Raw genomic sequence first — 25,409 nt, forward strand, 5'->3', positions numbered from 1 at the left:
AATGATTGTTCAAGCCTTAGTCTTCTATGTCTTTGCGGCGGTCGCCATTGCCTGCGGGGTTATGGTGATTACCGCGCGGAACCCGGTTCATTCGGTTCTGTTCCTGATCCTGGCCTTTTTCAATGCTGCGGGTTTGTTCCTGCTGCAGGGCGCAGAGTTCATCGCGATGATCTTGATTATCGTCTATGTCGGGGCGGTCGCGGTTCTGTTCCTGTTTGTGGTGATGATGCTGGACATCAACATCAAGGAAATGCGCCGCGGTTTCGTGCGCTATGTCCCGATCGGGCTGGCTGTCGGAGTCGCCTTGCTGGCAGAACTGATCATCGCCTTTGGCGCATGGCAGTTTGAACCGGGCCTGTTTGCCGGTGCGGCCGCAACGCAGACGCCTGACATAAACCAAGTTCACAATACCGAAGCACTGGGGAACCTGATTTACACCCATTACTTCTACCTGTTCCAGGGAGCCGGGCTTGTTCTGTTGCTCGCCATGGTCGGGGCGATTGTGTTGACCCTGCGTCAGCGCGAAGGCGTCCGTCGCCAGCGCATTGCAGATCAGGTCAGCCGCAACGCGAAAGATGAGGTTGAAGTGGTCAAGGTTCCGACCGGAGGGGGCATCTAATCATGGCAATCGGTCTTGAACATTATCTGACGGTTTCCGCCGTATTGTTCACGTTGGGCCTTTTCGGCATCTTCCTGAACCGGAAAAACGTCATCATCATTCTGATGTCCGTAGAGTTGATGCTGCTGGCGGTGAACATCAATCTGGTCAGCTTCTCGACCTTCCTGCATGACTTGGTCGGACAGGTATTTGCCCTGTTCGTCCTGACAGTCGCTGCGGCAGAGGCGGCAATCGGGCTTGCAATCCTGGTGGTTTACTATCGTAACCGGGCAAGCATTGCCGTCGACGACATCCATACTATGAAGGGCTGAGGAAACCGATGGAAGCTGCAATCGTATTCTTACCCTTACTCGGCTCTATCATTGCCGGTTTCTTCGGTCGTACGATCGGGGATAAAGGGGCACAACTTGTTACCTGCGCCTTGATGGTGGTTGCTGCCATCCTGGCGTGGATAACCTTCTTCAAAGTTGGTATCAGCGGTGAAGCCCATACCATCACCTTGTTCAACTGGGTGTCGTCGGGTGACTTTTCCTTCGACTGGGCATTGCGCATTGACACATTGACGGCAGTCATGCTGATCGTGGTCACTACGGTGTCTACCGTCGTGCATATCTATTCCGTAGGTTATATGCACCATGACAAGTCGATCCCGCGTTTCATGTCCTATCTGAGCTTCTTCTCCTTCGCCATGCTGATGCTGGTGACCGGTGATAACCTGGTCCAGATGTTCTTTGGTTGGGAAGGCGTTGGTGTTGCCTCTTATCTGTTGATCGGCTTCTGGTATGACCGTCCGTCTGCAAACGCTGCCGCGATCAAGGCGTTCCTGGTCAACCGTGTCGGGGACTTTGGCTTCGCTCTCGGGATTTTCTGCATATTCGTTCTGACGGGGTCTGTCCTGTATGACGATATCTTCGCAGCTATTCCGGGGCTGGCAGATGCGCAGTTCTCCTTCCTCGGAACGGACTTCAATGCCATCACGATCGCCTGCTTGCTGTTGTTTATGGGTGCCATGGGTAAGTCCGCGCAGCTGGGCCTGCATACCTGGTTGCCGGATGCAATGGAGGGCCCGACGCCGGTTTCCGCGTTGATCCACGCTGCGACCATGGTGACCGCCGGCGTATTCATGGTCTGCCGTCTGTCGCCGATCTTTGAATATTCCGATGTGGCCCTGACCGTTGTGACCGTCGTGGGGGCATCGACTGCATTCTTCGCGGCCACAATTGGTCTGACGCAGAATGACATCAAACGTGTCATTGCATATTCGACCTGTTCCCAGCTCGGTTACATGTTCTTCGCAGCGGGTGTGTCCGCTTATCAGGCCGCAATGTTCCACCTGATGACGCACGCCTTCTTCAAGGCGTTGTTGTTCCTTGGTGCCGGTTCTGTCATTCACGCAATGTCCGACGAACAGGACATGCGCAAGATGGGTGGTCTTTGGAAGTTGATTCCGGTGACCTATGCGATGATGTGGATCGGGTCGTTGGCCCTGGCCGGCTTCGGTATCCCGGGTCTGAACATCGGTTTTGCCGGTTTCTATTCCAAGGACATCATCCTGGAGTCCGCTTATGCCGCACATAGTGCCGCGGGTGGCTATGCCTTCTGGCTGGGTGTCATCGCAGCCTTCATGACCGCTTTCTACTCCGGTCGTCTGCTGTTCATGACCTTCCACGGCAAGCCGCGTTGCGACGAGAAAACCCTGGCGCATGTCCATGAATCACCTTTCGTGATGACTGGCCCGCTGTGGATTCTGGTCGCTGGTGCGATCCTGTCCGGTGGTCTGGCCTATGGCGTGTTTGTTGGCGAAGGTCAGGAATCCTTCTGGGCTGGTGCAGTCCTGAACCTCGAGCATCATATGTCGCTGGAACATGCGCATCATGTACCGCTCTGGGTGAAACTGTCGCCGTTCGTCATGGGGATTACCGGTCTGGCGCTTAGCTGGTACATGTATGTCGCCAAACCTGAACTGCCAGGTAAGGTGGCTCGGACCTTCAGCGGCCTCTATGCGTTCCTGCTGAACAAATGGTATTTCGACGAACTTTACGACGTGCTGTTTGTGAAGCCTGCGTTCTGCATTGGCCGCATTTTCTGGAAACGGGGCGATAAGGGCACCATCGACTATTTCGGTCCGGATGGTGTGGCTGCACGGACCCGCGACGGCTCGAAACTGGCGAGCCTGCTGCAGTCCGGTTACGTCTATCACTATGCCTTTGCGATGTTGATCGGTGTCGTGGTCTTCGTCTCTTGGTACATGATCTCGGGTTGGCTTTAGGCCATAGAAGAATAGGAAAACGGGAATTAGTAACATGACCCTTGATTGGCCTGTGCTATCACTGACGACCTTCGTGCCGACTCTTGGTGCGCTGGCGATCCTGTTCTTCATCCGGGGTACGGAGGAGGAAGTCGCCCGCAATTCACGCTGGACGGCACTTTGGGTATCGCTTGCGACCTTTGTCTTGTCGCTCTTTATCTGGGCAAACTTTGATAATGGGACTTCGGACTTCCAGCTTGTGGAACGTCACGACTGGATCCCGAGCTTCAACATCAGCTATCACCTGGGCGTTGACGGTATTTCGCTCTTCTTCATTCTGCTTTCCACCTTGCTGACGCCGATTTGTGTGCTGGCAAGCTGGGACGCCATCAAGAAGAACGTCCGCGAATACATGATCGCCTTCCTGATTTTGGAAACCATGATGATCGGCATGTTTGCCGCTCTGGACATCCTGCTGTTCTACATCTTCTTCGAAGGTGTCCTGATTCCGATGTTCATCATCATCGGTGTCTGGGGTGGGCAGCGGCGTATCTATGCAGCTTTCAAGCTGTTCCTTTATACGCTGCTGGGTTCCGTGCTGATGCTTGTTGCCATCCTGGTGATGTATTTCCAGGCTGGTACCACGGACATTCCGACCCTGATGCAGTATGCTTTCGACCCGGAATTGCAGAAATGGCTGTGGCTTGCCTTCTTCGCATCCTTTGCGGTGAAGGTCCCGATGTGGCCGGTTCACACCTGGTTGCCGGACGCGCACGTTGAGGCACCGACGGCCGGTTCCGTAATCCTGGCGGGCGTACTCTTGAAGATGGGTGGTTATGGCTTCCTTCGCTTCTCGCTGCCGATGATGCCGCTGGCTTCCGAATACTTTGCCGAGTTTGTCTTCTGGCTGTCTGTGATCGCGGTTGTGTATACCTCGCTCGTGGCGCTGGTTCAGGATGACATGAAGAAGCTGATTGCCTATTCTTCCATTGCTCACATGGGCTTTGTGACGGCGGCAATTTTCTCGGCGAATGAACAGGCAATCTCCGGTTCCATCATTCAGATGCTGAGCCACGGGGTTGTTTCGGGTGCGCTCTTCCTTTGCGTTGGTGTGGTTTATGACCGTCTGCATACGCGTGAGATTTCGCGCTACGGCGGGCTGGTTCACATCATGCCGAAATACGCTCTATTCTTCATGCTGTTCACGATGGCGTCTGTCGGTCTGCCCGGCACCAGCGGTTTCGTTGGCGAATTCCTGATCATGGTCGGGGCGTTCCAGTTCAGCACCTGGCTGGCTGCAGGTCTTGCAACCGGTATGATTTTGGGTGCAGCCTATATGCTGTATCTCTATCGCCGGATCATTTTCGGTCAGCTTACGAAAGAGGATCTGAAATCCATGCTGGACCTCAACATGCGTGAGGTAGCAATCTTCGCTCCGCTGATCGTGATTGTCCTGTGGATGGGCATTTATCCGGCAAGCTTCCTGGATCCCATTGAGGTTTCTGTTGTGAACTTGGTTGAAAACTACAATGCGGCCCTGGCGGCTGCGGCGGACGGTGCACCTGTTACCGTTGCCGATCAATAAGGGGTGAGGTTGATACGATGACTGATCTTCCCGTCATTTTCCTCCCGGCCTTGCCGGAAATCTTCCTGGCTATTTCGATTATGGCCATGATGATGGTCGGTGCTTATAACCGCAGCGGCAACGCCTTGAACCTTGTGACGCCACTGGCTATGGCCGCGCTGATTATCACCGGTGTTCTGGTGGTGTTTATCGGTGGAGGCCGGCAGCTTGCCTTCAACGATCTGTTCGTTGTCGACGATTTCTCTGTCTACATGAAGTTGCTGGTCATTACCGCGTCATTCCTGGCGCTGGTGATGAGTGATGGCTATATCCGTCGTGAAGGCATGGCGCGTTTCGAATATCCGATCCTGATTGGTTTCGCGACGCTCGGCATGCTGATGATGATCTCGGCCAATGACCTGATCTCCTTGTATATCGGTCTGGAGCTGCAGAGCCTGGCGCTTTATGTGGTTGCTGCCTTCCAGCGTGACACGGTTCGTTCCACCGAAGCCGGTCTGAAATACTTCGTGCTGGGTGCGGTTTCCTCCGGTCTGCTGCTCTATGGTTGCTCCATGATCTACGGCTTCACCGGTACAACGCAGTTTGATGCGCTGGCTTCCGTCCTGACGGGCGTCGGGCCGACGCCGGTCGGTGTTGTGATCGGTCTGGTCTTCCTGATCGCGGGCCTTGCCTTCAAAGTCTCTGCCGTGCCGTTCCACATGTGGACGCCGGATGTCTATGAAGGGGCACCGACTTCCGTGACGGCCTTCTTTGCTGTCGCACCGAAGATTGCAGCAATCGCCCTGTTCCTGCGCACCATGTATGAGCCCTTTGGCGCCTTGGTAGCAGATTGGCAACAGATCATCGTGGTTATTTCGATCCTGTCGATGCTGCTGGGTGCTTTCGCCGCGATTGCGCAAAACAACATCAAACGCCTGATGGCCTACAGCTCCATTGGTCATGTTGGCTATGCATTGATCGGTCTAGCGACTGGTACCGAGCTTGGTGTGCAGGGCGTGCTGATTTACATGGCGGTCTATCTGTTCATGAATATCGGTACTTTTGCGATCATTCTGAGCATGAAGGTGCAGGGGCGCATGGTGGAAAACATCAGTGATCTGGCCGGCCTTCACAATACGCACAAGCTGCTGGCTTTCTCGCTGATGATTTTCATGTTCTCCATGGCGGGTATCCCGCCGCTGGCAGGCTTCATGAGCAAATTCTTCATCTTCAAAGCGGCGGTTGATTCCGGTCTTTACAGCTTGGCGATTATTGGTGCGGTGACCAGTGTCGTGAGCGCTTACTACTATCTGCGGATTATCAAGGTCATGTATTTTGATGAGCCTGCCGACAGCATGGATGCTGTCGAAGGCGGCGGAATGAAGTTCATTCTGGCTGCGACGAGCTTCATCATCGTGACCATGATCTTCTACTTCCCGATTGTGACCAACCAGGCGGTCCATGCAGCAGCATCGCTGTTTGCCGGGTAACCGATGTCACTGGCAGAACAAGTTCAAATGCCCGCAGGTTACGGCCTGCGGGTGTTTGATTCAGTAAGCTCCACAAATGATCTCGCGCGCGAAATGGCTGATGACCCGTCGCTGGGCAACATGGTTGTTTGGGGGTTGGAGCAAACCGGCGGGCGGGGGCGCTCGGGCCGGGAATGGTCATCTCCGAAAGGCAATCTATATGCCTCGGTCCTGATACAGGATGTCGGACCTTTGGCCCAGGCTGCAAATCTGTCCATGGTTGCTGCGGTCGCGATGGGAGAGGCTGTTGCCTCTCTACTGCCTGGGATCGGGGCACTTGGTCATAAATGGCCAAACGATTTGTTGCTCGATCGGGCAAAATTCTGCGGTCTGCTTCTGGAATGTGGGACCAACAAGTCAAATATGAACTGGGTCGTGATCGGCAGCGGCGTCAACATCGCGGCTCATCCGGAGAATACGCCCTATCCGGCGACAAAGCTTGATGCCTATGGTTTTGATCAGCCTGTTTCTGCATTGCTGTCTGCATATGTTGGCCGGTTGGACTACTGGATTTCCCGCTGGCGGACGGAAGGTTTCTCTCCTGTCAGGGAAATGTGGTTAAGCCGGGCTGTCGGGCTTGGGGATATGATCAGGGCGCGCCTGGCCGATGGTCAGGAACTTGTCGGTCGTTTTCAGGATCTGGACCGGGACGGGGCTCTGTTGCTTGATATTCCCGGCAAGGGCCTTAAAACCATTACGGCTGGAGATGTTTTCTTCAGTTGAATAAATAACTTCCATGGATGTGAGGACTGGCAATGCTTCTGGTCATCGACTCTGGTAACACCAATGTGGTCTTTGCGGTCTATGATGACGGCAAGCGGTTGGGTGTCTGGCGTTGCGCCAATGACCCGAAGCGCACTGCGGATGAATATGCGGTTTGGCTGACCCATTTGGTAGAGCATAAGAACATCAAATTGTCCGATGTCACATCCACGGTTCTTGCCAGTGTTGTTCCAGAAACTCAATTCAACCTTGAGAGCCTGTGTCGGCGGTATTTTGGCGGAGAGCCTTTGGTTGTCGGCAAACCTGGCGTAAATTTGGGAATGAAGGTGCTTTTGGAGCACCCGGAGCAGGCCGGTGCCGACCGTCTGGTGAATGCGGTTGCCGCCCATGTAAAATATGGTGGGCCGTTGATCATTATAGATTTCGGAACTGCGACCACCTTTGATGTTGTGGATTGGGACGGAAACTATGCCGGGGGCGTTATCGCACCGGGTATTAATCTGTCAGTGCAGGCGCTTTATATGGCTGCGGCAAAGCTGCCCCTGGTAGAGATCAAGCCCACGCAGAATGTGATCGGGAAAGACACAGTATCTGCGATGCAGTCCGGGATCTTCTGGGGCTATGTCTCGATGATCGAAGGAATGGTGACCCGCATCAAGCGTGAGTTTGGCACGGAAGAGATGAAAGTTATCGGTACCGGCGGATTGTCGGAACTGTTCTCAGGCTATACGGCTGTTCTTGAGAATACGGATCGCGGCTTGACGCTGGACGGTTTGGTCGAGATACACCGTCGCAATAAAGGTAAGTAGTTCGTTGAAAGAAAAGAATAAAACCATGGATGACTATCATCACACCGGCTTGCCGGGCAAAGACGAGTTGCTGTTCCTGCCGTTGGGTGGATCCGGTGAGATCGGTATGAACATGAACCTCTACGGCCATGATGGTCAGTGGCTCATGGTTGATTTCGGCATTTCTTTCGGGGATGCCACAACGCCTGGAATCGACGTTATCCTGCCCGATCCAACATTCATCGAAGAACGGTCGGACGAGCTGGCGGGATTGGTACTAACGCATGCCCATGAAGACCATCTGGGTGCCGTGCCATATTTGTGGGATGAATTGAACTGTCCCATCTATGCGACGCCGTTTACTGCAAGTGTTCTGAGGCGGAAGCTGGCGGAATCCGAATTCGACTGTGATGTTGAAATCATTGAAGTTCCTCTGTCGGGGCGTTTCACCGTCGGCAAATTCGAGATTGAGTTGGTCACGCTTACGCACTCCATCCCGGAACCCAATGGCATGATCATCCGCACACCCGCGGGGAATGTTATGCATACCGGCGACTGGAAGCTGGACCCCGACCCTCAGTTGGGCCCGACAGCCGATGAAGCAGCCCTGATTCGCGCAGGCGAAGAAGGTGTGCTGGCTATGGTTTGCGATTCGACAAATGCACTTGTTCCCGGCCAGTCGGGTTCGGAAGGGGATGTGCGAAAGAATCTTGTCCAGCTGGTTGGCGAACTGGACGGCCGCGTGGCCGTGGCCTGCTTTGCCTCCAACGTAGCGCGCCTGGAAAGCATTGCGCGTGCCGGTCTGGACAACGGTCGTCAGGTAGCGCTGATCGGTCGTTCTCTATGGCGGATGCAGGATTCTGCGCGGGAAAACGGATACCTGCAGGGCCTTCCGCCTTTCCTGAGGGATGATGAGGCTGCCAAGCTGCCGCCGGAGAAGGTTTTGATTATCTGTACGGGAAGCCAGGGGGAACCGCGCGCCGCACTGGCACGAATTGCCCGTGGAGACCACCCCCTGATCAAACTGGGCGAAGGAGATACCGTCGTGTTCTCCAGCCGGGAGATTCCAGGCAATGAAATCTCGATTGGTCGCGTCCAGAACCAGTTGGTGGAACTTGGTGTTCAGTTGATTACCGCCGATGATCGCGAGATTCACACGTCCGGCCATCCCAATCAGGACGAATTGGTGCAGATGTACCAGTGGATTCGACCACATATCGCCGTACCTGTGCATGGGGAACTGCGTCACATGGTTGCCCACGCCAATCTGGCCAAACAATGTCAGGTGCCACATGGTATCGTACCGAAAAACGGTATGATGATTTCGCTGTCGAAAGATGGCGCGGATGTTATTGACGAAGTTCATCATGGGCGGCTTGCGCTGGATGGAACGCGGATCGTGCCGCTGGATAGCACCAGTATCCGGGATCGCCGGAAGATGGCCTGGAACGGCGTTGTCATTGCGACGATCGTCATCGACAGCAAAGGGCAGTTGTTGGCCAATCCGGAAGTTGCCGTTGAAGGGCTGCTGGAAGTGGACGACGAGGAATGGGATGATCTGGTTGCCTTGGTTGAGAAAACCATGTCCCGTATTCCGAAGTCTCAGCTTAAGGAAGATGGCCAGGTTAAAGAAACATTGAGGGTTTCGTTGCGTCGTAAGATGAATGAAATCTGTGGGAAAAAGCCGAAAGTTCGCATTCATCTGGTGCGCATCTAGTTCACAGACAGGCAGGGAGATATCATGATCGGTAAACTGAACCATGTAGCGATTGTTGTACCAGATCTTATGGCCGCGGCTGCAACGTATCGTGATGCATTGGGCGCGGATGTCTCGGAGGCACTGGATTTGCCGGATCATGGTGTCAGGACGATTTTTGTCAATCTTCCCAATACGAAAATAGAACTTCTTTATCCATTGGGTGAGGATTCGCCCATTGCGAAGTTCCTGGAAAAGAACCCGTCCGGCGGTATGCACCACGTCTGTTACGAGGTGGATGACATCATTGAGGCTCGTAACCATCTGACGAAAGAAGGTGCCCGGGTGCTTGGAGACGGCGAGCCGAAGATCGGTGCCCACGGCAAGCCTGTGCTGTTTTTGCACCCTAAGGACTTCTGCGGCACATTGGTCGAGCTGGAACAAGTTTGAGTATTTGTTGGTAGGACTTGAGTATCATGACTATTGCATCTGGTATTGTTATCTATCTGATCTCCTGGTGGCTGGTGTTCTTCATGGCGTTGCCGTTCGGTGTTAAACGCTCAGAACAAGTGGAAGAAGGCCATGAACCGGGCGCACCGGAAAAACCGATGCTGTGGATGAAGGCAGCCGTTACATCTGTTATTGCCGCCGTAATTCTGGTGATCTGGTATTATGTTCAGCAATCGGACCTGATTACAATTCAGCGCTGATTTCGGAATTTGGCGCGTAAATTGCTGTAGAGATATCATGCGCCATTCGTTGACTATATTCTCAGTACTTCTTTGTCTTGCGGGCTCTTTGGCGCTGGCGGATGAAAATCCTTTTGATGGGGGGAAGGGAGGCCAGACCTCCGTCGACACGGTCCATGTGACTGGTGACATTTGTCAAAAGGTGGTCAGGCACCAACCTCAAGAGGATGTTTCCTATAAGCCTGGGGTCGACGTCTATGGAAACCCTGTAGAGCCCGCAGACTTACCCGGCAGTACTGTGGAATTCTCTCTGCCGGAAACGGTTGAATTTGACCTTCCCCTGAACCCTTTTGAATTCATGGGGCGTCCGGATCTGGCAGACCTGTTTCCAAACGCCGCATTTTCTGTAGGCCATATAAAATATGACGTTGGGGCCGGCGAGGTCACCCTGAATGGTCGACTATTGAATGACGATCAGAAAACGGCCCTGGCGGCAGCCTGTCGCTTTGTCTCGGAACAGCGCCGTAAAGAGCAGCACTAGGAACAGAAGCTTACCATGCAGTTGGTAAGACGTTCCCAATCCTGTTCACTGCCGGGTAGGCCAAAGCGCAGCCATTTGGCGTTATAGGGGAAGGGGCGCACCAAAATCCCGTTATTGCCCAGATGCATGAGCAAGTCCTGCAGTCGCTCCGTTTCCACCAGTCGGAAGAGCGTAGTGCCACCAAGAATGGTGCAGTCTGCGTTACTGAGTATTCGATCAAGTCGGGCGGCATCCTGCTCCAATCGCCGTGACGTTTCGGCGATCCAGCCAGCGTCGCGAAAGGCGCTGGCTGCTACAGAAAGGGTTGGGCCGGGAACGGCCCATGGGCCAACAGCATCACGGATATGCCCTGCCAGCTTTTCATTTGAAATCGTAACACCAAGCCGTAAGCCCGCTAAACCAAAGAACTTTCCGAATGATTTTAAAAGGATCAGGCTGGAGATATCAGTCCATGACGCGAGATCATTTTCAGTATTGGTGTCGGCAAATGCCTCGTCGACAATGACCCAGCCGTCACGCCCTGCGAGTTCATTTGCCAGGGTGATGATATCCGTAGCGGGTACAATTGAACCGGTCGGGTTGTTCGGTCGAACAATGATGACGACACCCGGCTGCAACTCCCGCGCTTTCTCTAGGTTGTCGACCAGGTGGACGTCGTGGCCGGCCAGCCCCCAGCATCGTGCATGTTCCTGATAGGTAGGAATGAGAATTGCGACGCATGATCTTGCGCGCAGCCTGGGAAGCCATTGAATGAGCGCTTGTGAGCCCGGTGCGAGTGCAAGGGTTTCGACCGATGGGGCCCTATAATACTGGCAGGCAGCCTCAACAGCCTGCTGTTGCAGGGATTGATCGGGCAGGCGTGTATATGTCTCGGGCGCGAGAGGGGGAATCGGGTAAGCCACGGGGTTGATGCCGGTTGAAAGATCCAACCAGTCATCACCTTGATAGGTGAAGGTCTTTTGCGCCCATTTAAGGTCGCCGCCGTGGTGTAATTTCTTTTGAGACATGAGGCGCTCATAGCGCCAAGCCTGAGCGGAGGCAAGTTGATTCTCCCGTCTGCATCTCAATGGATCAGAATGTAAGAGCCGGGATATCGGATTTTTCTAAACTTGCCCTGAAACGGCAAAAAATTCCCACAGATATGATGTGAGGCTTGCCAGAGGCATTGTAGTCGGTAAAAACGCAGGAGCGGCCATAAGATAAGCAGGCGTGGACTCTGCTTGTTTGATTGCCTAAAGTCCGCAAAGTTTTAATCCATTTGTTAAGCAAAAGAGCCAACCAATGCGTTTGTCACCTGCCGTTCGCTTGTCTGAATACTTCATGCCTACTCTGAAGGAGAACCCGAGTGAGGCCGAAATTGCCTCGCACCGGCTCATGCTGCGTGCCGGGATGATTCGTCAGGCCAGCGCGGGGATTTATTCCTGGTTGCCGCTCGGCTTCCGCGTCCTCAAGAAGATCGAGCAGATCGTTCGCGAAGAGCAGGATACCACCGGGGCGCATGAAGTCCTGATGCCTACAGTCCAGTCAGCAGACCTCTGGCGCAAGTCCGGCCGATACGATGATTACGGCAAGGAAATGCTGCGCATTCAGGACCGTCATGAGCGGGAAATGCTCTATGGCCCCACGAACGAAGAACTGATTACCGATATTTTCCGGGACGGTGCACGCTCATACAAAGATGTGCCTCAGATGCTTTACCACATTCAGTGGAAGTTCCGCGATGAGGTTCGCCCCCGTTTCGGTGTGATGCGTGGCCGTGAATTCCTGATGAAGGATGGCTATTCATTCGATCTGAGCGAAGAGGAAGGCAAGAAGTCTTACAATCGCATGTTTGTCGCCTATCTGCGAACCTATGCGCGGATGGGGCTGCAGGTTATTCCGATGCGGGCGGATACCGGGCCGATTGGTGGTGAAAACAGCCACGAGTTCATCATTCTGGCGGAAACCGGCGAAAGTCAGGTCTTCTGCAACAGCGATGTTCTTGAGCTCGACCCGCTGGCCGAAAAGGCTGACTACAAAGGCGATCTGCAACCGATCGTGAACAAGTGGACGGCGCATTACGCGGCCACTGAAGAAATGCACGACGAAGCGCGCTTTGAGCAGGAAGTCCCTGCAGACAAGCGCGTTTCCGCACGTGGTATCGAGGTCGGCCACATCTTCTTCTTTGGCGACAAATACTCCACGCCTCTGGGTGCAATGGTCACGACCAAGGATGGCGAGCAGGTGCCGGTTCAGATGGGGTCTTACGGCATCGGGGTTTCCCGCCTGGCCGGTGCGATCATCGAGGCCTGCCACGATGAGAATGGCATTATCTGGCCCGAAAGTGTTGCGCCGTTCAAGGTTGGCCTGATCAACCTGCGCAGTGGTGATGATGCGTGCGATGCAGCCTGCGAGGATATTTATGGCAAGCTGCAGGAAGCCGGTGTCGAGGTCATGTATGACGATCGCTCCGAACGGGCAGGCGTCAAATTTGCCAATATGGATCTGATCGGTTTGCCCTGGCAGCTTGTTGTCGGCCCGAAAGGGGTAGCCGCAGGCGTGGTCGAACTGAAGAGCCGGAAATCCGGTGAAAAACAGGAACTGCCGCTGGATAAGGCTCTCGAACTTCTGGCCGGCAAATAGTCAGGAGTATCGGGGGATATGCTAAACGCCTTTGAACGGCTCGTCGCCTTCCGCTATTTGCGTGCAAAACGGCAGGAAGGTTTCATTTCGGTAATTGCGTGGTTCTCCCTGTTGGGAATCTGCCTTGGGGTTGCCACGCTTATTATCGTCATGTCGGTCATGAACGGGTTCCGTTACGAACTCCTGAGCCGCATTCTTGGGCTTGGCGGGCATATCACCGTATCATCCTATGAGCGTGTCATTACTGACTATGATGATACGGTCCGGGTCATTAAGGGGCTTCCCGGCATCAAAGAAGTGACACCCGTCATCGAAGGCCAGGTGATGGCCAGCGCCAACGGCGTTGCCTCTGGCGCGGCAGTGCGTGGCATTCGCGGGGAAGACTTCAGGAACCGCGATTTGCTGCGTGATTCCATCGTTCAGGGGAATATGGACCATTTCGACAATGGTGATGGCATCATTATCGGGCGGCGCATGGCCGAACGCATGGGGCTGTTCCCCGGTGAGAAAATTACTCTGATCTCGCCAAAGGGCCAGGTAACCGCCTTTGGAACCGTTCCCCGAATGAAGGCCTATACGATTGATGCGGTCTTTGAAGTGGGCATGTATGAGTATGACAACAGTTATATCTTCATGCCTCTTTCCGAGGCACAGCTTTACTTCCAGGATGAAGGCAAGGTCACAAGCCTCGAAATCATGGTCGATGGCCCGGACAACGCCCGAATGCGCGCCGCGGAAATTCGCAAGGAATTGCCGCAAGGCCTGTGGGTGCGTGATTGGCAGATGGTTAACAGCAGCTTCTTTACAGCCCTTCAGGTTGAACGGAATGTAATGTTCCTGATCCTGACGCTGATAATTATTGTTGCTGCATTCAATATCATTTCCAGCCAGATCATGCTGGTAAACGATAAGGCCAAAGGGATCGCCATCATGCGTACGATGGGGGCCTCCAGGGCAACGATCCTGCGTATCTTCTTCATTACAGGAAGTTCCGTTGGTGTGATCGGTACAATAGCAGGAAGTGCGCTCGGAATTGCCTTCGCGGCAAATATCGAAACCATCCGCCAGTGGATTCAATCCCTGTCCGGCACGAACCTGTTCTCTGCCGAAATTTACTTCCTGTCACAACTGCCTGCGCGCACCGAAGTATCCGAAGTTGTTGCAGTTGTGGTGATGGCACTTGTGCTGTCGTTCCTGGCGTCAATTTATCCGGCCTGGCGGGCCGCGCGGTTGGATCCGGTAGAGGTGCTGCGTTATGAGTGATTCTGTTCTGCGACTGGCGGATGTCTGCCGCACCTATAAAGGCGGGGCGGAGAAATTGAACGTTCTCAAAGGTGTTGATTTAGAAGTGAAGGCTGGCGAGGTTGTGGCGCTCGTTGCGCCCAGTGGTGCAGGCAAATCGACTTTGCTGCATATCGCGGGCCTTCTGGAGCGTCCTGACGCGGGCGAAGTCTACATCAACGGGCGTGAATGCAATGCCTTGGGGGATCGTTCGAGAACCCTGGTCCGGCGTCACGAACTGGGTGTGGTCTATCAGTTCCACCATCTGCAGCCGGAATTCTCAGCCCTGGAAAACGTGATGTTGCCGCAGATGATTGCAGGAAAGTCCAAGTCAAAGGCGATGGCTCATTCAAAGGCGCTGCTGGGGCAGGTGGGGTTGTCCTCGCGGGAAACGCACCGTCCGTCCCGTCTGTCGGGTGGAGAGCAGCAGCGGGTTGCTATTGCGCGTGCGATTGCAAACAGTCCTGCCGTATTGCTGGCGGACGAACCGACTGGCAACCTGGACCCGGAAACCTCTGATGCCGTTTTCGACATGCTGGTCAATTTGGTCCGCGAAACAAAGCTGGCGGCATTGATTGCCACGCATAATATCGATCTGGCCAGAAGAATGGACCGTATCCTGACCCTGAAAGCAGGTCAGGTGACGGCCCTATAAACTGGAAATATTTTGAAGCGGCAAGGGGGGCTTATGCCCCCCTTACTGTTTTCAGGAATTCATGCACGGTCTGGGAAAGGGATTCCGCCTGCTTCTGGACATCCTGAATGGCGGTTAGAACGTCGGAAGATCCACGATCGGTATCCTGAACCGCTGTTTCTACGCCACCGATATTGCGGCTTAAGGTATTTGCATTCTGGGAGGCCTGTTGAACATTGCGGGAAATTTCCTGGGTCGCTGCCCCCTGTTCTTCGACTGCGGCTGAGACCGTTGCTGTGACGGCATTGATTTCCTCGATGGTCTTCAGAATACCTTGAATGGCAGAAACCGAGGCCCGGGTATCATCCTGAATTTGTGCGACCTGTTCCTGAATGCCCGCTGTTGCCTGTCCCGTTTGAGTGGCGAGAGATTTTACTTCGTTGGCGACAACGGCAAAGCCTTTGCCCGCATCCGATAGCTGTGTTTTCGCAAGAAAGAAGGATGTCGTACCCAGTGCCGCGCTGGTTATCAGAATCGCGATTATAATCAGCAATGGCAGCTTGTGACGAAGGCGCATTTGCATTGGAGATATCCCCAACCAGTTTTATTAATTATTTATGTTTCTTTTTCTACCTCAAATGACTTGGCTCTGTGAAGGGTGGCAGGATTTTATGATGGGCATCTCCAGGGGTGACCCGTCGGACGCCTTGCTGTATGGATAGGGAAGTTTCTTTCCAGACAGAATTTCATGAGCATGCCACACGCTGACTTTGTCCATCTTCGCGTTCATTCCGCTTATTCCCTCTCAGAAGGCGCTATTCGCGTTAAAGACCTTGTCGGTCTTTGCGTTGAACACGAAATGCCGGCAGTCGCCGTTACCGATACGAATAACGTGTTTGGTGCGCTCGAGCTTTCTTTGTCGGCGCGAGGTAAGGGGCTTCAACCCATTATCGGCGCGCAAATCAGCCTGAGCCGTGAGGCGGAGCAGACGCAAAGGGGGCTGATTACACCGGAACCGGACCAGCTTGTCCTCCTTGCGCAAAGCGAGGCGGGCTATGAAAGCCTGATGGAGATACTCAGCCGTGCCTTCATGAATTCAGGCGGCGGGGATGATGCACAGGTACCCATTACTGATTTTGAAGAGCTGAATGAAGGGGTCATTTGCCTGACCGGTGGCGTACGTGGCCCCATCGGCCGCTTGCTGAGCGAAGGACAGACGCCTGCCGCGGAAGAAATGACGAAGCACCTGAAAAAAATTTATGGTGATCGTCTTTATATGGAAATTCAAAGGCATGGCCTGATTTCTGAAGACCGGATAGAAGATGAATTCGTCCGTCTCGCCTATGAGAATGAGATTCCATTGGTGGCCACCAATGAATGCTTTTTTCCGAAGAAGGAAATGTATGAAGCCCATGATGCGCTCATCTGCATCGCGGAAGGCTCATATGTCGTTGAGACAGACCGGCGCCGCCTGACGGAAGAGCATTACTTCAAATCCGCTGAGGAAATGAAGGAACTCTTCAGTGATATGCCGGAGGCAATCCAGAACACTCTGGTGATCGCGAAGCGATGCCACTACATGCCGGACCGCCGCGCACCATTGTTGCCGGATTATACCAAGCTGAACGGTCGTACTTCTGCCGAAGCATTGCGGGACCTTGCCGTGAAGGGCCTCAAAAACCGTCTCGAAGAGCATGTCTTCACGGCGGACATGGACGACGACAAGCGGAAAGAACTCGCGACACCTTATGAGGAACGCCTTCAGTTCGAATTGGGCATTATCGAACAGATGGGCTTCCCGGGATATTTCCTGATCGTTGCGGATTTTATCCAATGGGCGAAGGATCACGATATTCCGGTGGGCCCGGGTCGTGGTTCGGGCGCAGGTTCCCTGGTTGCCTATGCGCTGACTGTTACCGACCTTGACCCGTTGAAGTTCAGTTTGCTGTTCGAACGGTTCCTGAACCCGGAACGTGTTTCGATGCCTGACTTTGACATCGACTTCTGTCAGGACCGCCGTGACGAGGTGATCACCTATGTACAGCGGGAATATGGCCGGGACCGCGTCGCGCAGATCATCACCTTCGGTAAACTTCAGGCCCGTGCTGTGTTGCGCGACGTTGGCCGTGTCCTGCAGATGCCTTACGGGCAGGTCGACCGGATTTGTAAGCTGGTGCCGAACAATCCGGCCAACCCGGTAACCTTGAAAGAGGCCATCGACCAGGAACCTTTGCTGCAACAGGAGCGTGACAGCGAGCCTGCGGTCGCCCGGCTGATTGAAATTGCGATGCAGCTTGAAGGGCTGTTCCGTCACGCATCGACCCACGCCGCAGGGGTGGTGATTGGCGACAGGCCGCTGCATGAGTTGGTGGCGCTCTATCGAGACCCCCGCTCCGATATGCCTGTTACGCAGTTTAACATGAAGTTCGTTGAGCAGGCGGGGCTGGTGAAGTTCGACTTTCTTGGCCTGAAAACGCTGACGGTTATCTCAACCGCCGAGAAGCTGATCAACATGCGCGATGATCGGCAGGACAATCCGCTGGAAATGTCCAAGATTCCGCAGGATGACAAAGTCACCTATGACATGTTGTGCCGCGCGGATGCGACGGGCGTGTTCCAGTTGGAATCATCGGGTATGCGCTCTGTCCTGCGCGACCTGAAACCTGACCGCCTGGAAGACCTGATCGCCGTGGTTGCCCTGTATCGGCCTGGGCCAATGGAGAATATTCCAACCTACATCAAGCGCAAACATGGCGAAGAGGAGCCGGTCTACCCGCATCCCAAGCTGGAACCTGTTTTGAAGGAAACCTTCGGTATTCCGATCTACCAGGAACAGGTGATGCAGATGGCTCAGGTCCTGGCGGGCTATACGCTGGGCGGTGCTGACCTGTTGCGTCGCGCGATGGGTAAGAAGATCAAAGAGGAGATGGACCAGCAGCGCGCCATCTTCATCAAGGGATCGAAGGAATCCAGTGGCGTAGAAGCGGAGCAGGCGGATTCGATCTTTGATATGATCAACGCCTTTGCCGGTTACGGTTTTAACAAATCTCATGCCGCCGCCTATGCCTATGTTGCCTATCAAACGGCTTGGCTGAAGGCGAATTATCCGGTCGAATTCCTCGCGGCGTCGATGACGCTCGATATGCATAACACCGACAAACTTGCTGTTTTTAAAGGCGAAATTGAACGGCAGAAAATCGGGTTGTTGCCGCCCGATGTCAATAAGTCAAAAGTCGAATTCTCCGTTGAATTCGATGACGATGGCAAGCGGGTCGTTCGTTATGCCATGGCGGCGCTGAAGAACGTTGGTGAAGGCGCGGTTGAGGCCATTGTGTCCGAACGTGATGCCAATGGCCCGTTCAAGGATATCTACGATTTTGTTGAACGTGTTGATTCTGCGTCGATCAACAAACGTCTGCTGGAAAACCTGGTAAAGGCGGGGGCGTTTGACTCGCTCACGACAAACCGTCGGCAGATATATGATTCAATTGATATGCTGGCCAAATACGGGGCTTCGACCCAGGAAGAGAAAAAAAGCAACCAGGTCAGCCTGTTCGGCGGCGGTATTGTCGAAACAAGCAAACCGGGCCTTGCACGTGTACCGGATTGGAATCAGCAGGAAAAACTTTCCAATGAACATGCCGCGATAGGCTTCTACCTCTCCGATCATCCGCTGAATGCCTATAAAGACCTGTCCCGCAAGCTGGGCGTTGTTCCTTGGACGGATGTGGCAGCAGGCCGTATCCGGCTGTCCAAGGGGGTGAAGTTGGCCGGACTTGTCGGCGCCAAGCGCATCATGACGACGTCCCGCGGCTCCAAGATGGCCTTTATCGGAATGTCCGACGCCTCCGGCTCCTATGAGGTGACGCTGTTCCAGGAAGTCCTGAATGCGTCACGGGAACTCCTTGAGTCCGGCATGCCGCTTCTGATGACAGTTGAGGTTCAGAAACGTGGCGAGGGAGAAGATGCAGAACTTCGCCTGACCGCACAGAGTGTTTCCTCGCTGGAGGATGCCGCGGCCAATGCGGCGCGGGGGATGCGGGTCTTCATTATGGATGAAAGCCCGTTGCAGCCGCTGTCCAACTTCATTTCGGAACATGGCCGTCCGGGTCAGGGGCGGATAGAACTGGTTCTCCAGCATAAAATCCCCGATCAGGAAATCGAGATGGAAATGCAGGATACTTTCATCATCGATGGCAAATTCCGCCAGGCCGTGAAGGCCATTCCGGGCATTATTGATGTGCAGGATCTCTAGCGCTTTTTCTTGGCTTGCAATATACTGACGACAGGCGTATACACCGCCTCGAATACACACGTGGGATACACGGGTGCAGTTGGTCTTGGGTGATAGATGTCGCCAAATGATTGAGTGCTCTCTACCGGTGTTCGCTGGTTGGCGAACCATTCCCACGGAGGTTTAACCGGAAATAAAGGAAATTTGCATATGGCTATGCCGACCTTCTCCATGCGTCAGCTCCTCGAAGCTGGTGTTCACTTTGGTCACACCACACGCCGTTGGAATCCGAAAATGAAGCCGTTCCTGTTCGGCGAGCGCAACGGTATCCACATCATCGACTTGGAACAGTCTGTTCCGATGCTGCACGCCGCACTGCAGGCTGTGCGCGATGTTGCTGCTGGTGGTGGCCGCGTTCTGTTCGTTGGTACGAAGCGTCAGGCTCAGGGTATTGTTGCAGAGGCAGCAAACAAGAGCGGTCAGTATTTCGTCAACCACCGTTGGCTCGGCGGCATGATGACTAACTGGAAAACGATTTCCAATTCCATCAAGCGCCTGAAGACCCTGGAAGAACAGGACGAGTTGGGTGTTACCAAGAAAGAACGCCTGAACCTGGAGCGTGAGAAGGAAAAACTCGACCGCGCTCTCGGCGGCATCAAGGAAATGGGCAACCTGCCGGACATCATGTTCGTGATCGACACGAACAAAGAAGCTCTGGCTATTCAGGAAGCCAACAAGTTGGGCATTCCGGTTGTTGCAATCGTTGATTCCAACAGCAACCCCGATGGCATCGACTTCCCGATCCCGGGTAACGATGATGCAATGCGTGCAATCAGCCTGTATTGTGACCTGGTGACCGGCGCTATCCTCGATGGTCTGCAGCAGTCCATGGCCAGCTCCGGCGTTGACGTTGGTGAATCCGCTGAGCCGGTTGCAGAAGAACTGCCGGTGGCAGAGGAAGCTGCTGAAGGTGAAGAAGCCGCTAAAGAAGCTGCGGCTTCCTAATCCAGTTATATGGGTTAGGGAAGGGCGGCAGCTATAGAGCGCCGCCCTTCTTGCCATCTTGTAACAATTTTGCCCTACGTTCTGCGGGGCATGTAAGAATTGATTGAGATACTGAAAGGTTTTCGAAATGGCTGAAATTACCGCCGCCAAGGTGAAGGAACTTCGTGATACGTCTGGCGCAGGCATGATGGACTGCAAAAAAGCTTTGCAGGAATGCGATGGTGATCTCGATGCAGCCGTAGACTGGCTGCGTACCAAGGGCTTGGCCAAGGCTGCGAAGAAATCCGGTCGTGTTGCGGCTGAAGGCCTGGTGGCTGCCGTTGCTGAAGGCAACAAGGGCGCCCTGCTGGAAGTTAACGCGGAAACCGACTTTGTAGGCCGTAACGAAACGTTCCAGGACTACGTTGCAAACGTTGCCAAAGTCGTTCTTGAAAAAGACGGCGACCAGGATGCTGTTCTGGCTGCTGACTATCCGGGCACCGGCCGTTCCGTTGCAGACCAGCTGACCGACAACATTGCAACCATCGGCGAGAACATGAGCTTCCGTCGTTGCGCTTCTCTTTCCGTTTCCAACGGTGTTGTTGCTTCCTACATCCATTCCGCACTGAAGCCGGGCATGGGTAAGATCGGTGTTCTGGTTGCGCTGGAATCCGAAGGTGACAAGGCTGTTCTGGAAGGCCTCGGTAAGCAGATTGCCATGCATGTTGCTGCTGCCCGTCCGGAATTCTTGGATCGCGACTCCGTTGATCCGGCCGTTTTGGACCGTGAACGTGCTGTTCTGGTGGAACAGGCTCGCGAATCCGGCAAGCCGGAAGAAATCATCGAAAAAATGATCGAAGGCCGTATTCGTAAGTATTACGAAGAAATCTGCCTGTTGGATCAGACCTTTGTGATCGACGGCGAGACCAAGGTTGCCAAGGTTGTTGAAAACGCAGCCAAGGATGCTGGCGCACCGGTCAAACTGGTTGGCTATGCCCGTTACGAACTGGGCGAAGGCATCGAGAAGAAAGAAGACGACTTTGCCGCGGAAGTTGCTGCTGCGGTGCAGGGCTAATCGCTAAGTCGCGTAAGAAGGCCGCCTCTCGATTGCAGAGGCGGCCTTTATTTTGTTAAATCCATAGATCGAGCTGCAATTGCGGAGACCGGAAAGCAATGTCTGAACCAGCATCCCCCAAATTCAAACGTGTTTTGTTGAAGATTTCCGGTGAGGCCCTCATGGGAGACCAGGAATTCGGGCTGGACCCGGAAACCGTTGCCCGTGTTGCCAAGGAAATCGCCAGTGTCCAGGAAATGGGGGTTGAGATCTGCGTGGTGATCGGTGGCGGCAACATCTTCCGCGGCGTCTCCGGGGCGGCCCAGGGTATGGAACGCACGACCGCGGACTATATGGGCATGCTGGCCACCGTAATGAATGCCCTGGCAATGCAGAGCGCTCTGGAAGGCCTTGGTATCTATACGCGTGTGTTGTCTGCCATTCCGATGCAGTCTGTATGCGAGCCTTACATCCGCCGGCGTGCTGTGCGTCACATGGAAAAGGGCCGGGTTGTGATCTTTGCTGCCGGAACCGGTAACCCCTTCTTTACCACGGATACAGCCGCTGCTCTGCGCGCGTCCGAAATGGACTGCGATGCGATGCTGAAGGCGACGAAGGTGGACGGCGTTTATTCCGCGGACCCGATGAAAGACCCCAGCGCCACGCGCTATGACAGGTTGACCTATCGCCAGGTTCTAACGGATGACTTGAAGGTTATGGACGCCTCCGCTATTGCTCTTAGCCGTGACAATAACATCCCGATCGTTGTGTTCAGCATCTTCAATGAAGGTGGGTTTGCCCGTGTTATTCGCGGCGAAGGGCGTTATACAATCGTCACTGAGAATGTTTGAAGAAGGCTGCATTCCTTCTAAGTGACCTTATGCTAATAACAAGAGATTCCTAATTGGGAGTAATAACATGGCTGACATCGATTTGAAGGATCTGCAACGACGCATGGATGGCGCCCTGGATGCGCTGTCGCACGAGTTTGCGGGACTGCGCACGGGGCGCGCTTCCGCCAGTTTGCTGGATCCGATCGTTGTAGACGCCTACGGAAGTATGGTTCCGTTGAACCAGGTGGCCGGGGTAACTGTGCCTGAAGCACGGATGCTGATGGTAACAGTTTGGGACAATACGGTGATCAAAGCCGTCGAAAAGGCCATTCGCGAGTCCGATCTCGGCTTGAACCCGATGACGGAAGGCAATGCCATTCGTATCCCGATTCCAGAACTGAACGAAGAACGCCGTACGGAACTGACCCGTGTTGCCGGGCGTTACGCCGAAGCCGCCCGAGTTGCCGTTCGCAACGTGCGTCGCGATGGTATGGATCATCTTAAAAAAGCCGAAAAGGACGGTGACATTAGCAAGGATGATGCACATCGCCTGTCGGATCAGATCCAGAAACTGACAGACGATCACATCAAAAAAGTTGATGAAGCACTCGTGGCAAAAGAAGAAGAGATCATGCAGGTCTGATTTTGCCTAGAGCAGCAGGTGGTCTTTTCGGATGACGAATAACAGTAGCGATACAGAGCAGGTACCAACGCATATTGCCGTCATAATGGACGGCAATGGGCGCTGGGCGAAATCCCGTGGCTTGCCGAGAGTGGCGGGACACCGTGCCGGTGCGGATGCCGTACGCCGAATTGTCGAAGCTGCTGCATCGGCTGGTGTCAGTTATCTGACCTTGTATAGTTTCTCATCCGAGAACTGGAAGCGGCCGGAAGAGGAAGTAAGAGACCTGATGGGTCTGTTGCGCCGGTATCTGAAGGCCGAGATCGCAGAGCTGCACGGCAAGGACATCCGTTTCAAGGTTATTGGAGACAGGAAGCGTCTGGCACCCGACATCATTCGTCTGATCGAAGATGCTGAAGAGATGACAGCAGAGAACAGTCGTATGACGCTTGTTCTTGCGCTTAGTTATGGCGCGCGCGAAGAAATAGCATCGGCGGCCAGGAAATTGGCACAGTCGGCCGCAATGGGATTGATCAATCCCGAAGCGATTGATGAGGAAGTATTCGCCGCCCATTTGTATACGGGTGGAATACCCGACCCGGACCTGCTGATCCGGACAAGTGGCGAGCAGCGCATAAGCAACTTCCTGCTTTGGCAAATGGCTTATACGGAGTTCACTTTCGTTGACAAGTTCTGGCCTGACTTCAGTGAAGAAGACCTAGGCCAGGCAATTAGAGATTACAGCAAACGCGAGCGTAGATATGGAGCCGTCGTCCACAACCGCTAAGGTCAAGAGTGGCGGCTTGGCAAAGCGTGTTCTTTCCGCATTGGTCATTTTGCCGGTAACCCTGGTTCCCGTCTGGTTAGGCGGCGAGGCATTTTTGGGGCTTCTGGCCGTTTTGGCCGTCTTAAGCTGCCTGGAGTGGGCTACGATCAGCGGCGAAAGCCGCCGCTGGATTGGAGTAGCGCTTGCCGTGTTGGTTCTGGCCGGAACCTATGGCCTGCACCAATATCCGTTACCTGCCATGATTTGGGGAGGACTTGCCCTATTTGCCATTGGGGGCTTCCTTGGTATCAGGTCAGGTCGCTCAACAGCGCTTTTAACCGGCTTTGGTGCGGTATACATGAGCGTCGCTTTTTATGCCGCATGGTATCTGCGTGTTTCGAGCGACGGGCTGGCAACCTTCCTGTGGCTTTGTGCTATGGTGGTTATGACCGATGTTGGTGCCTATGCTGCCGGCAAGACTATTGGTGGCGCAAAACTGGCCCCTAAAATCAGCCCGAACAAAACCTGGGCGGGCCTGATTGGCGGTATGTTGGCGTCGTCTTTGGCAGCTGTTTGTTTCGCAGCTTATCTGGAAAAACCACTAGTTCTTTTTGCTGTTGTCGGGGCGTCTGTCACCATCGTGGCGCAAATGGGCGATTTGCTCGAGTCCAGCATGAAGCGCCGTGCTGGCGTGAAGGATTCCAGCCACCTGATTCCCGGTCATGGTGGCGTCCTGGATCGCCTCGATGGGTTTTTGTCTGCTTCTATTTGGCTATTCCTGCTGCTTCTCTATAGTAACGGTCTGTGACTTATGTCTGATAAAAAGCGCGTAACGATCCTGGGAGCAACCGGTTCGGTAGGCCAAAGCACGGTTGACTTGATTCGGCGAAATCGTGACCAGTTCGAAATTGGTGCGCTGACTGCCAACTCAAATGTTGAGGCTTTGGCTTCCCTGGCGAGGGAATTTTCCCCGCAGGTAGTCGCAATTGCCGACAGTTCGCGATATGGCGCGCTCTGCGATGCACTGGCCGGGACAGGTATTTCCGTTCTGTGCGGTCAGGAAGGCATCGTGGAGGCCTCGGCGCTGCCGGTTGACTGGACAATGGCCGCAATTGTTGGTGCGGCAGGTCTTCAGCCGACAATGACGGCTGTTCAGCAGGGTAAGACCGTGGCTTTTGCCAATAAGGAATGCCTTGTTTGTGCCGGCGACCTGATGATGGCTGATATACGGAAGTATGGCACAACCTTCTTGCCTGTTGATTCCGAACATAATGCCATTTTCCAGGTCTTTGAGAATACCCAGCGGGAAAAGATCGAACGGCTGGTTCTGACGGGGTCCGGGGGGCCGTTCAGGACGGTCAACCGTGAGGTGATGGCATCCGCTACGCGGGCGCAGGCGCTTGCCCATCCGAATTGGAGCATGGGGGCAAAGATCTCCATTGATTCCGCGACCATGATGAATAAGGGACTGGAATTCATCGAGGCCTGTTATCTATTTGATATGCCTGCTGAAAAGATCGACATTCTGGTTCATCCCCAATCGGTGATCCACTCAATGGTGGAATATGCCGATGGCTCCATTCTGGCCCAACTTGGGTCGCCAGACATGCGTACGCCGATCGCATATTGCCTGGGGTGGCCGGATCGTATGGATGCACCGGTTGAAAAGCTTGATTTTGTTAAGCTTTCTAGGATGGATTTTGAGGCGCCGGATTATAAAAAATTCCCAGCTCTGCGCCTTGCACGTGAAGCGCATGCGGCAGGGATGTCAGCAACTGTAACCCTGAATGCAGCCAATGAAATAGCAGTCGCTGCCTTCCTTGATGATCGGATCAGGTTTCTTGATATTACGAATATTGTGGAAGACTGCTTGAATCATCAGGAAATGCTTCCAATTTCTTCAGTGGACGATGTGATTGCCCTCGACGGCATCGTCAGGCGGCTTGCATCCCGTAAGCTTGATGAAATGTCTTAGTGGAATG

Annotated in this window: 24 protein-coding genes; 22 read left to right on the plus strand and 2 right to left on the minus strand. The window is 54.1% G+C overall.

The features are described from left to right. Window position 1: 1 nt before the first annotated feature. The 11 genes from IF205_RS12695 to IF205_RS12745 all read left to right on the plus strand — a co-directional run bounded on the left by IF205_RS12695 (window position 2) and on the right by IF205_RS12745 (window position 10,397). On the plus strand, window positions 2–619 hold the full coding sequence (locus IF205_RS12695) for an NADH-quinone oxidoreductase subunit J (protein WP_259779731.1): 618 nt from the start codon (window positions 2–4) through the stop codon (window positions 617–619). Window positions 620–621: 2 nt separating this feature from the next. Continuing rightward, complete coding sequence (gene nuoK / locus IF205_RS12700; RefSeq protein WP_259779732.1) at window positions 622–930, plus strand: NADH-quinone oxidoreductase subunit NuoK; 309 nt, start codon at window positions 622–624, stop codon at window positions 928–930. 8 nt (window positions 931–938) lie between these two features. After that, entirely contained in the window at window positions 939–2,888 is a 1,950-nt protein-coding gene (nuoL, locus tag IF205_RS12705) for an NADH-quinone oxidoreductase subunit L (protein ID WP_259779733.1), read from the plus strand. A gap of 34 nt (window positions 2,889–2,922) precedes the next feature. Next, window positions 2,923–4,452 (plus strand): NADH-quinone oxidoreductase subunit M, encoded by a 1,530-nt coding sequence (locus tag IF205_RS12710; protein ID WP_259779734.1) that lies wholly within the window; start codon window positions 2,923–2,925, stop codon window positions 4,450–4,452. A gap of 17 nt (window positions 4,453–4,469) precedes the next feature. Next, complete coding sequence (gene nuoN, locus IF205_RS12715) at window positions 4,470–5,921, plus strand: NADH-quinone oxidoreductase subunit NuoN (RefSeq protein WP_259779735.1); 1,452 nt, start codon at window positions 4,470–4,472, stop codon at window positions 5,919–5,921. Window positions 5,922–5,948: 27 nt separating this feature from the next. Beyond that, entirely contained in the window at window positions 5,949–6,683 is a 735-nt protein-coding gene (locus tag IF205_RS12720) for a biotin--[acetyl-CoA-carboxylase] ligase (protein ID WP_259779736.1), read from the plus strand. Window positions 6,684–6,715: 32 nt separating this feature from the next. Then, a complete protein-coding gene (locus IF205_RS12725) occupies window positions 6,716–7,492 on the plus strand; it encodes a type III pantothenate kinase (protein WP_259779737.1) in 777 nt (258 codons plus the stop codon). 25 nt (window positions 7,493–7,517) lie between these two features. Beyond that, window positions 7,518–9,188 carry a ribonuclease J gene (locus tag IF205_RS12730; RefSeq protein ID WP_259779738.1) on the plus strand — a complete coding sequence of 557 codons (1,671 nt, stop codon included), beginning with the start codon at window positions 7,518–7,520 and terminating at the stop codon, window positions 9,186–9,188. 24 nt (window positions 9,189–9,212) lie between these two features. Next, entirely contained in the window at window positions 9,213–9,617 is a 405-nt protein-coding gene (gene mce, locus IF205_RS12735; RefSeq protein ID WP_259779739.1) for a methylmalonyl-CoA epimerase, read from the plus strand. A gap of 26 nt (window positions 9,618–9,643) precedes the next feature. After that, entirely contained in the window at window positions 9,644–9,877 is a 234-nt protein-coding gene (locus IF205_RS12740) for a DUF1467 family protein (RefSeq protein WP_259779740.1), read from the plus strand. A gap of 277 nt (window positions 9,878–10,154) precedes the next feature. Then, window positions 10,155–10,397, plus strand: coding sequence for a hypothetical protein (locus IF205_RS12745; RefSeq protein WP_259779741.1), 243 nt, complete (start codon window positions 10,155–10,157; stop codon window positions 10,395–10,397). Here IF205_RS12745 and cobD read toward each other — a convergent pair. Next, complete coding sequence (gene cobD, locus IF205_RS12750; RefSeq protein ID WP_259779742.1) at window positions 10,394–11,404, minus strand: threonine-phosphate decarboxylase CobD; 1,011 nt, start codon at window positions 11,402–11,404, stop codon at window positions 10,394–10,396. The two genes, IF205_RS12745 and cobD, sit on opposite strands and share 4 nt — an antisense overlap. A gap of 274 nt (window positions 11,405–11,678) precedes the next feature. On the opposite strand from cobD, the gene proS reads away from it, so the two are divergent. Genes proS through IF205_RS12765 form a run of 3 tightly spaced genes read left to right on the plus strand, consistent with a single transcriptional unit; the run spans window position 11,679 to window position 14,955 of the window. Beyond that, window positions 11,679–13,019: a proline--tRNA ligase gene (gene proS, locus IF205_RS12755; protein WP_259779743.1), complete on the plus strand. Its 1,341-nt coding sequence runs from the start codon at window positions 11,679–11,681 to the stop codon at window positions 13,017–13,019. A gap of 18 nt (window positions 13,020–13,037) precedes the next feature. Further along, a complete protein-coding gene (locus IF205_RS12760) occupies window positions 13,038–14,282 on the plus strand; it encodes a lipoprotein-releasing ABC transporter permease subunit (protein ID WP_259779744.1) in 1,245 nt (414 codons plus the stop codon). Further along, window positions 14,275–14,955 (plus strand): ABC transporter ATP-binding protein, encoded by a 681-nt coding sequence (locus IF205_RS12765; RefSeq protein WP_259779745.1) that lies wholly within the window; start codon window positions 14,275–14,277, stop codon window positions 14,953–14,955. The genes IF205_RS12760 and IF205_RS12765 overlap by 8 nt, the downstream gene beginning before the upstream one ends. 31 nt (window positions 14,956–14,986) lie before the next feature. On the opposite strand, the gene IF205_RS12770 is transcribed toward IF205_RS12765, so the two are convergent. Continuing rightward, entirely contained in the window at window positions 14,987–15,517 is a 531-nt protein-coding gene (locus IF205_RS12770) for a methyl-accepting chemotaxis protein (protein ID WP_259779746.1), read from the minus strand. A 171-nt stretch (window positions 15,518–15,688) separates the two neighbouring features. On the opposite strand from IF205_RS12770, the gene dnaE reads away from it, so the two are divergent. The 8 genes from dnaE (at window position 15,689) to dxr (ending at window position 25,402) form a co-directional block, all read left to right on the plus strand. Further along, complete coding sequence (dnaE, locus tag IF205_RS12775; RefSeq protein ID WP_259783282.1) at window positions 15,689–19,189, plus strand: DNA polymerase III subunit alpha; 3,501 nt, start codon at window positions 15,689–15,691, stop codon at window positions 19,187–19,189. 189 nt (window positions 19,190–19,378) lie between these two features. Continuing rightward, window positions 19,379–20,173, plus strand: a complete 795-nt coding sequence (rpsB, locus tag IF205_RS12780) for a 30S ribosomal protein S2 (protein ID WP_259779747.1) — start codon at window positions 19,379–19,381, stop codon at window positions 20,171–20,173. 127 nt (window positions 20,174–20,300) lie between these two features. Beyond that, window positions 20,301–21,227 carry a translation elongation factor Ts gene (tsf, locus tag IF205_RS12785; protein WP_259779748.1) on the plus strand — a complete coding sequence of 309 codons (927 nt, stop codon included), beginning with the start codon at window positions 20,301–20,303 and terminating at the stop codon, window positions 21,225–21,227. A 98-nt stretch (window positions 21,228–21,325) separates the two neighbouring features. Further along, on the plus strand, window positions 21,326–22,057 hold the full coding sequence (pyrH, locus tag IF205_RS12790) for a UMP kinase (protein WP_259779749.1): 732 nt from the start codon (window positions 21,326–21,328) through the stop codon (window positions 22,055–22,057). A 67-nt stretch (window positions 22,058–22,124) separates the two neighbouring features. Next, window positions 22,125–22,682, plus strand: coding sequence for a ribosome recycling factor (frr, locus tag IF205_RS12795; protein ID WP_259779750.1), 558 nt, complete (start codon window positions 22,125–22,127; stop codon window positions 22,680–22,682). A gap of 31 nt (window positions 22,683–22,713) precedes the next feature. Then, complete coding sequence (locus IF205_RS12800) at window positions 22,714–23,448, plus strand: isoprenyl transferase (RefSeq protein WP_259779751.1); 735 nt, start codon at window positions 22,714–22,716, stop codon at window positions 23,446–23,448. Between the two features lie 16 nt (window positions 23,449–23,464). Next, entirely contained in the window at window positions 23,465–24,235 is a 771-nt protein-coding gene (locus tag IF205_RS12805) for a phosphatidate cytidylyltransferase (RefSeq protein ID WP_259779752.1), read from the plus strand. Between the two features lie 3 nt (window positions 24,236–24,238). Beyond that, window positions 24,239–25,402: a 1-deoxy-D-xylulose-5-phosphate reductoisomerase gene (dxr, locus tag IF205_RS12810; protein WP_259779753.1), complete on the plus strand. Its 1,164-nt coding sequence runs from the start codon at window positions 24,239–24,241 to the stop codon at window positions 25,400–25,402. Window positions 25,403–25,409 lie beyond the last annotated feature (7 nt).

This window comes from Aestuariispira ectoiniformans (assembly GCF_025136295.1).
In the GTDB taxonomy this organism is placed as follows: Bacteria; Pseudomonadota; Alphaproteobacteria; order UBA8366; family Aestuariispiraceae; genus Aestuariispira_A; species Aestuariispira_A ectoiniformans.

Excerpts from the sequence above, each read along its gene's own strand:
- pyrH (WP_259779749.1), top strand. The coding sequence starts at position 21,326 with ATGTCTGAACCAGCATCCCCCAAATTCAAACGTGTTTTGTTGAAGATT.
- dxr (WP_259779753.1), top strand. The coding sequence starts at position 24,239 with ATGTCTGATAAAAAGCGCGTAACGATCCTGGGAGCAACCGGTTCGGTA.
- rpsB (WP_259779747.1), top strand. The coding sequence starts at position 19,379 with ATGGCTATGCCGACCTTCTCCATGCGTCAGCTCCTCGAAGCTGGTGTT.
- IF205_RS12770 (WP_259779746.1), bottom strand. The coding sequence starts at position 15,517 with ATGCAAATGCGCCTTCGTCACAAGCTGCCATTGCTGATTATAATCGCG.
- proS (WP_259779743.1), top strand. The coding sequence starts at position 11,679 with ATGCGTTTGTCACCTGCCGTTCGCTTGTCTGAATACTTCATGCCTACT.
- nuoN (WP_259779735.1), top strand. The coding sequence starts at position 4,470 with ATGACTGATCTTCCCGTCATTTTCCTCCCGGCCTTGCCGGAAATCTTC.
- IF205_RS12720 (WP_259779736.1), top strand. The coding sequence starts at position 5,949 with ATGCCCGCAGGTTACGGCCTGCGGGTGTTTGATTCAGTAAGCTCCACA.
- IF205_RS12765 (WP_259779745.1), top strand. The coding sequence starts at position 14,275 with ATGAGTGATTCTGTTCTGCGACTGGCGGATGTCTGCCGCACCTATAAA.
- IF205_RS12740 (WP_259779740.1), top strand. The coding sequence starts at position 9,644 with ATGACTATTGCATCTGGTATTGTTATCTATCTGATCTCCTGGTGGCTG.
- IF205_RS12710 (WP_259779734.1), top strand. The coding sequence starts at position 2,923 with ATGACCCTTGATTGGCCTGTGCTATCACTGACGACCTTCGTGCCGACT.
- IF205_RS12760 (WP_259779744.1), top strand. The coding sequence starts at position 13,038 with ATGCTAAACGCCTTTGAACGGCTCGTCGCCTTCCGCTATTTGCGTGCA.
- cobD (WP_259779742.1), bottom strand. The coding sequence starts at position 11,404 with ATGTCTCAAAAGAAATTACACCACGGCGGCGACCTTAAATGGGCGCAA.
- IF205_RS12800 (WP_259779751.1), top strand. The coding sequence starts at position 22,714 with ATGACGAATAACAGTAGCGATACAGAGCAGGTACCAACGCATATTGCC.
- frr (WP_259779750.1), top strand. The coding sequence starts at position 22,125 with ATGGCTGACATCGATTTGAAGGATCTGCAACGACGCATGGATGGCGCC.
- nuoL (WP_259779733.1), top strand. The coding sequence starts at position 939 with ATGGAAGCTGCAATCGTATTCTTACCCTTACTCGGCTCTATCATTGCC.
- mce (WP_259779739.1), top strand. The coding sequence starts at position 9,213 with ATGATCGGTAAACTGAACCATGTAGCGATTGTTGTACCAGATCTTATG.
- tsf (WP_259779748.1), top strand. The coding sequence starts at position 20,301 with ATGGCTGAAATTACCGCCGCCAAGGTGAAGGAACTTCGTGATACGTCT.
- dnaE (WP_259783282.1), top strand. The coding sequence starts at position 15,689 with ATGCCACACGCTGACTTTGTCCATCTTCGCGTTCATTCCGCTTATTCC.
- IF205_RS12730 (WP_259779738.1), top strand. The coding sequence starts at position 7,518 with ATGGATGACTATCATCACACCGGCTTGCCGGGCAAAGACGAGTTGCTG.
- IF205_RS12695 (WP_259779731.1), top strand. The coding sequence starts at position 2 with ATGATTGTTCAAGCCTTAGTCTTCTATGTCTTTGCGGCGGTCGCCATT.
- IF205_RS12725 (WP_259779737.1), top strand. The coding sequence starts at position 6,716 with ATGCTTCTGGTCATCGACTCTGGTAACACCAATGTGGTCTTTGCGGTC.
- nuoK (WP_259779732.1), top strand. The coding sequence starts at position 622 with ATGGCAATCGGTCTTGAACATTATCTGACGGTTTCCGCCGTATTGTTC.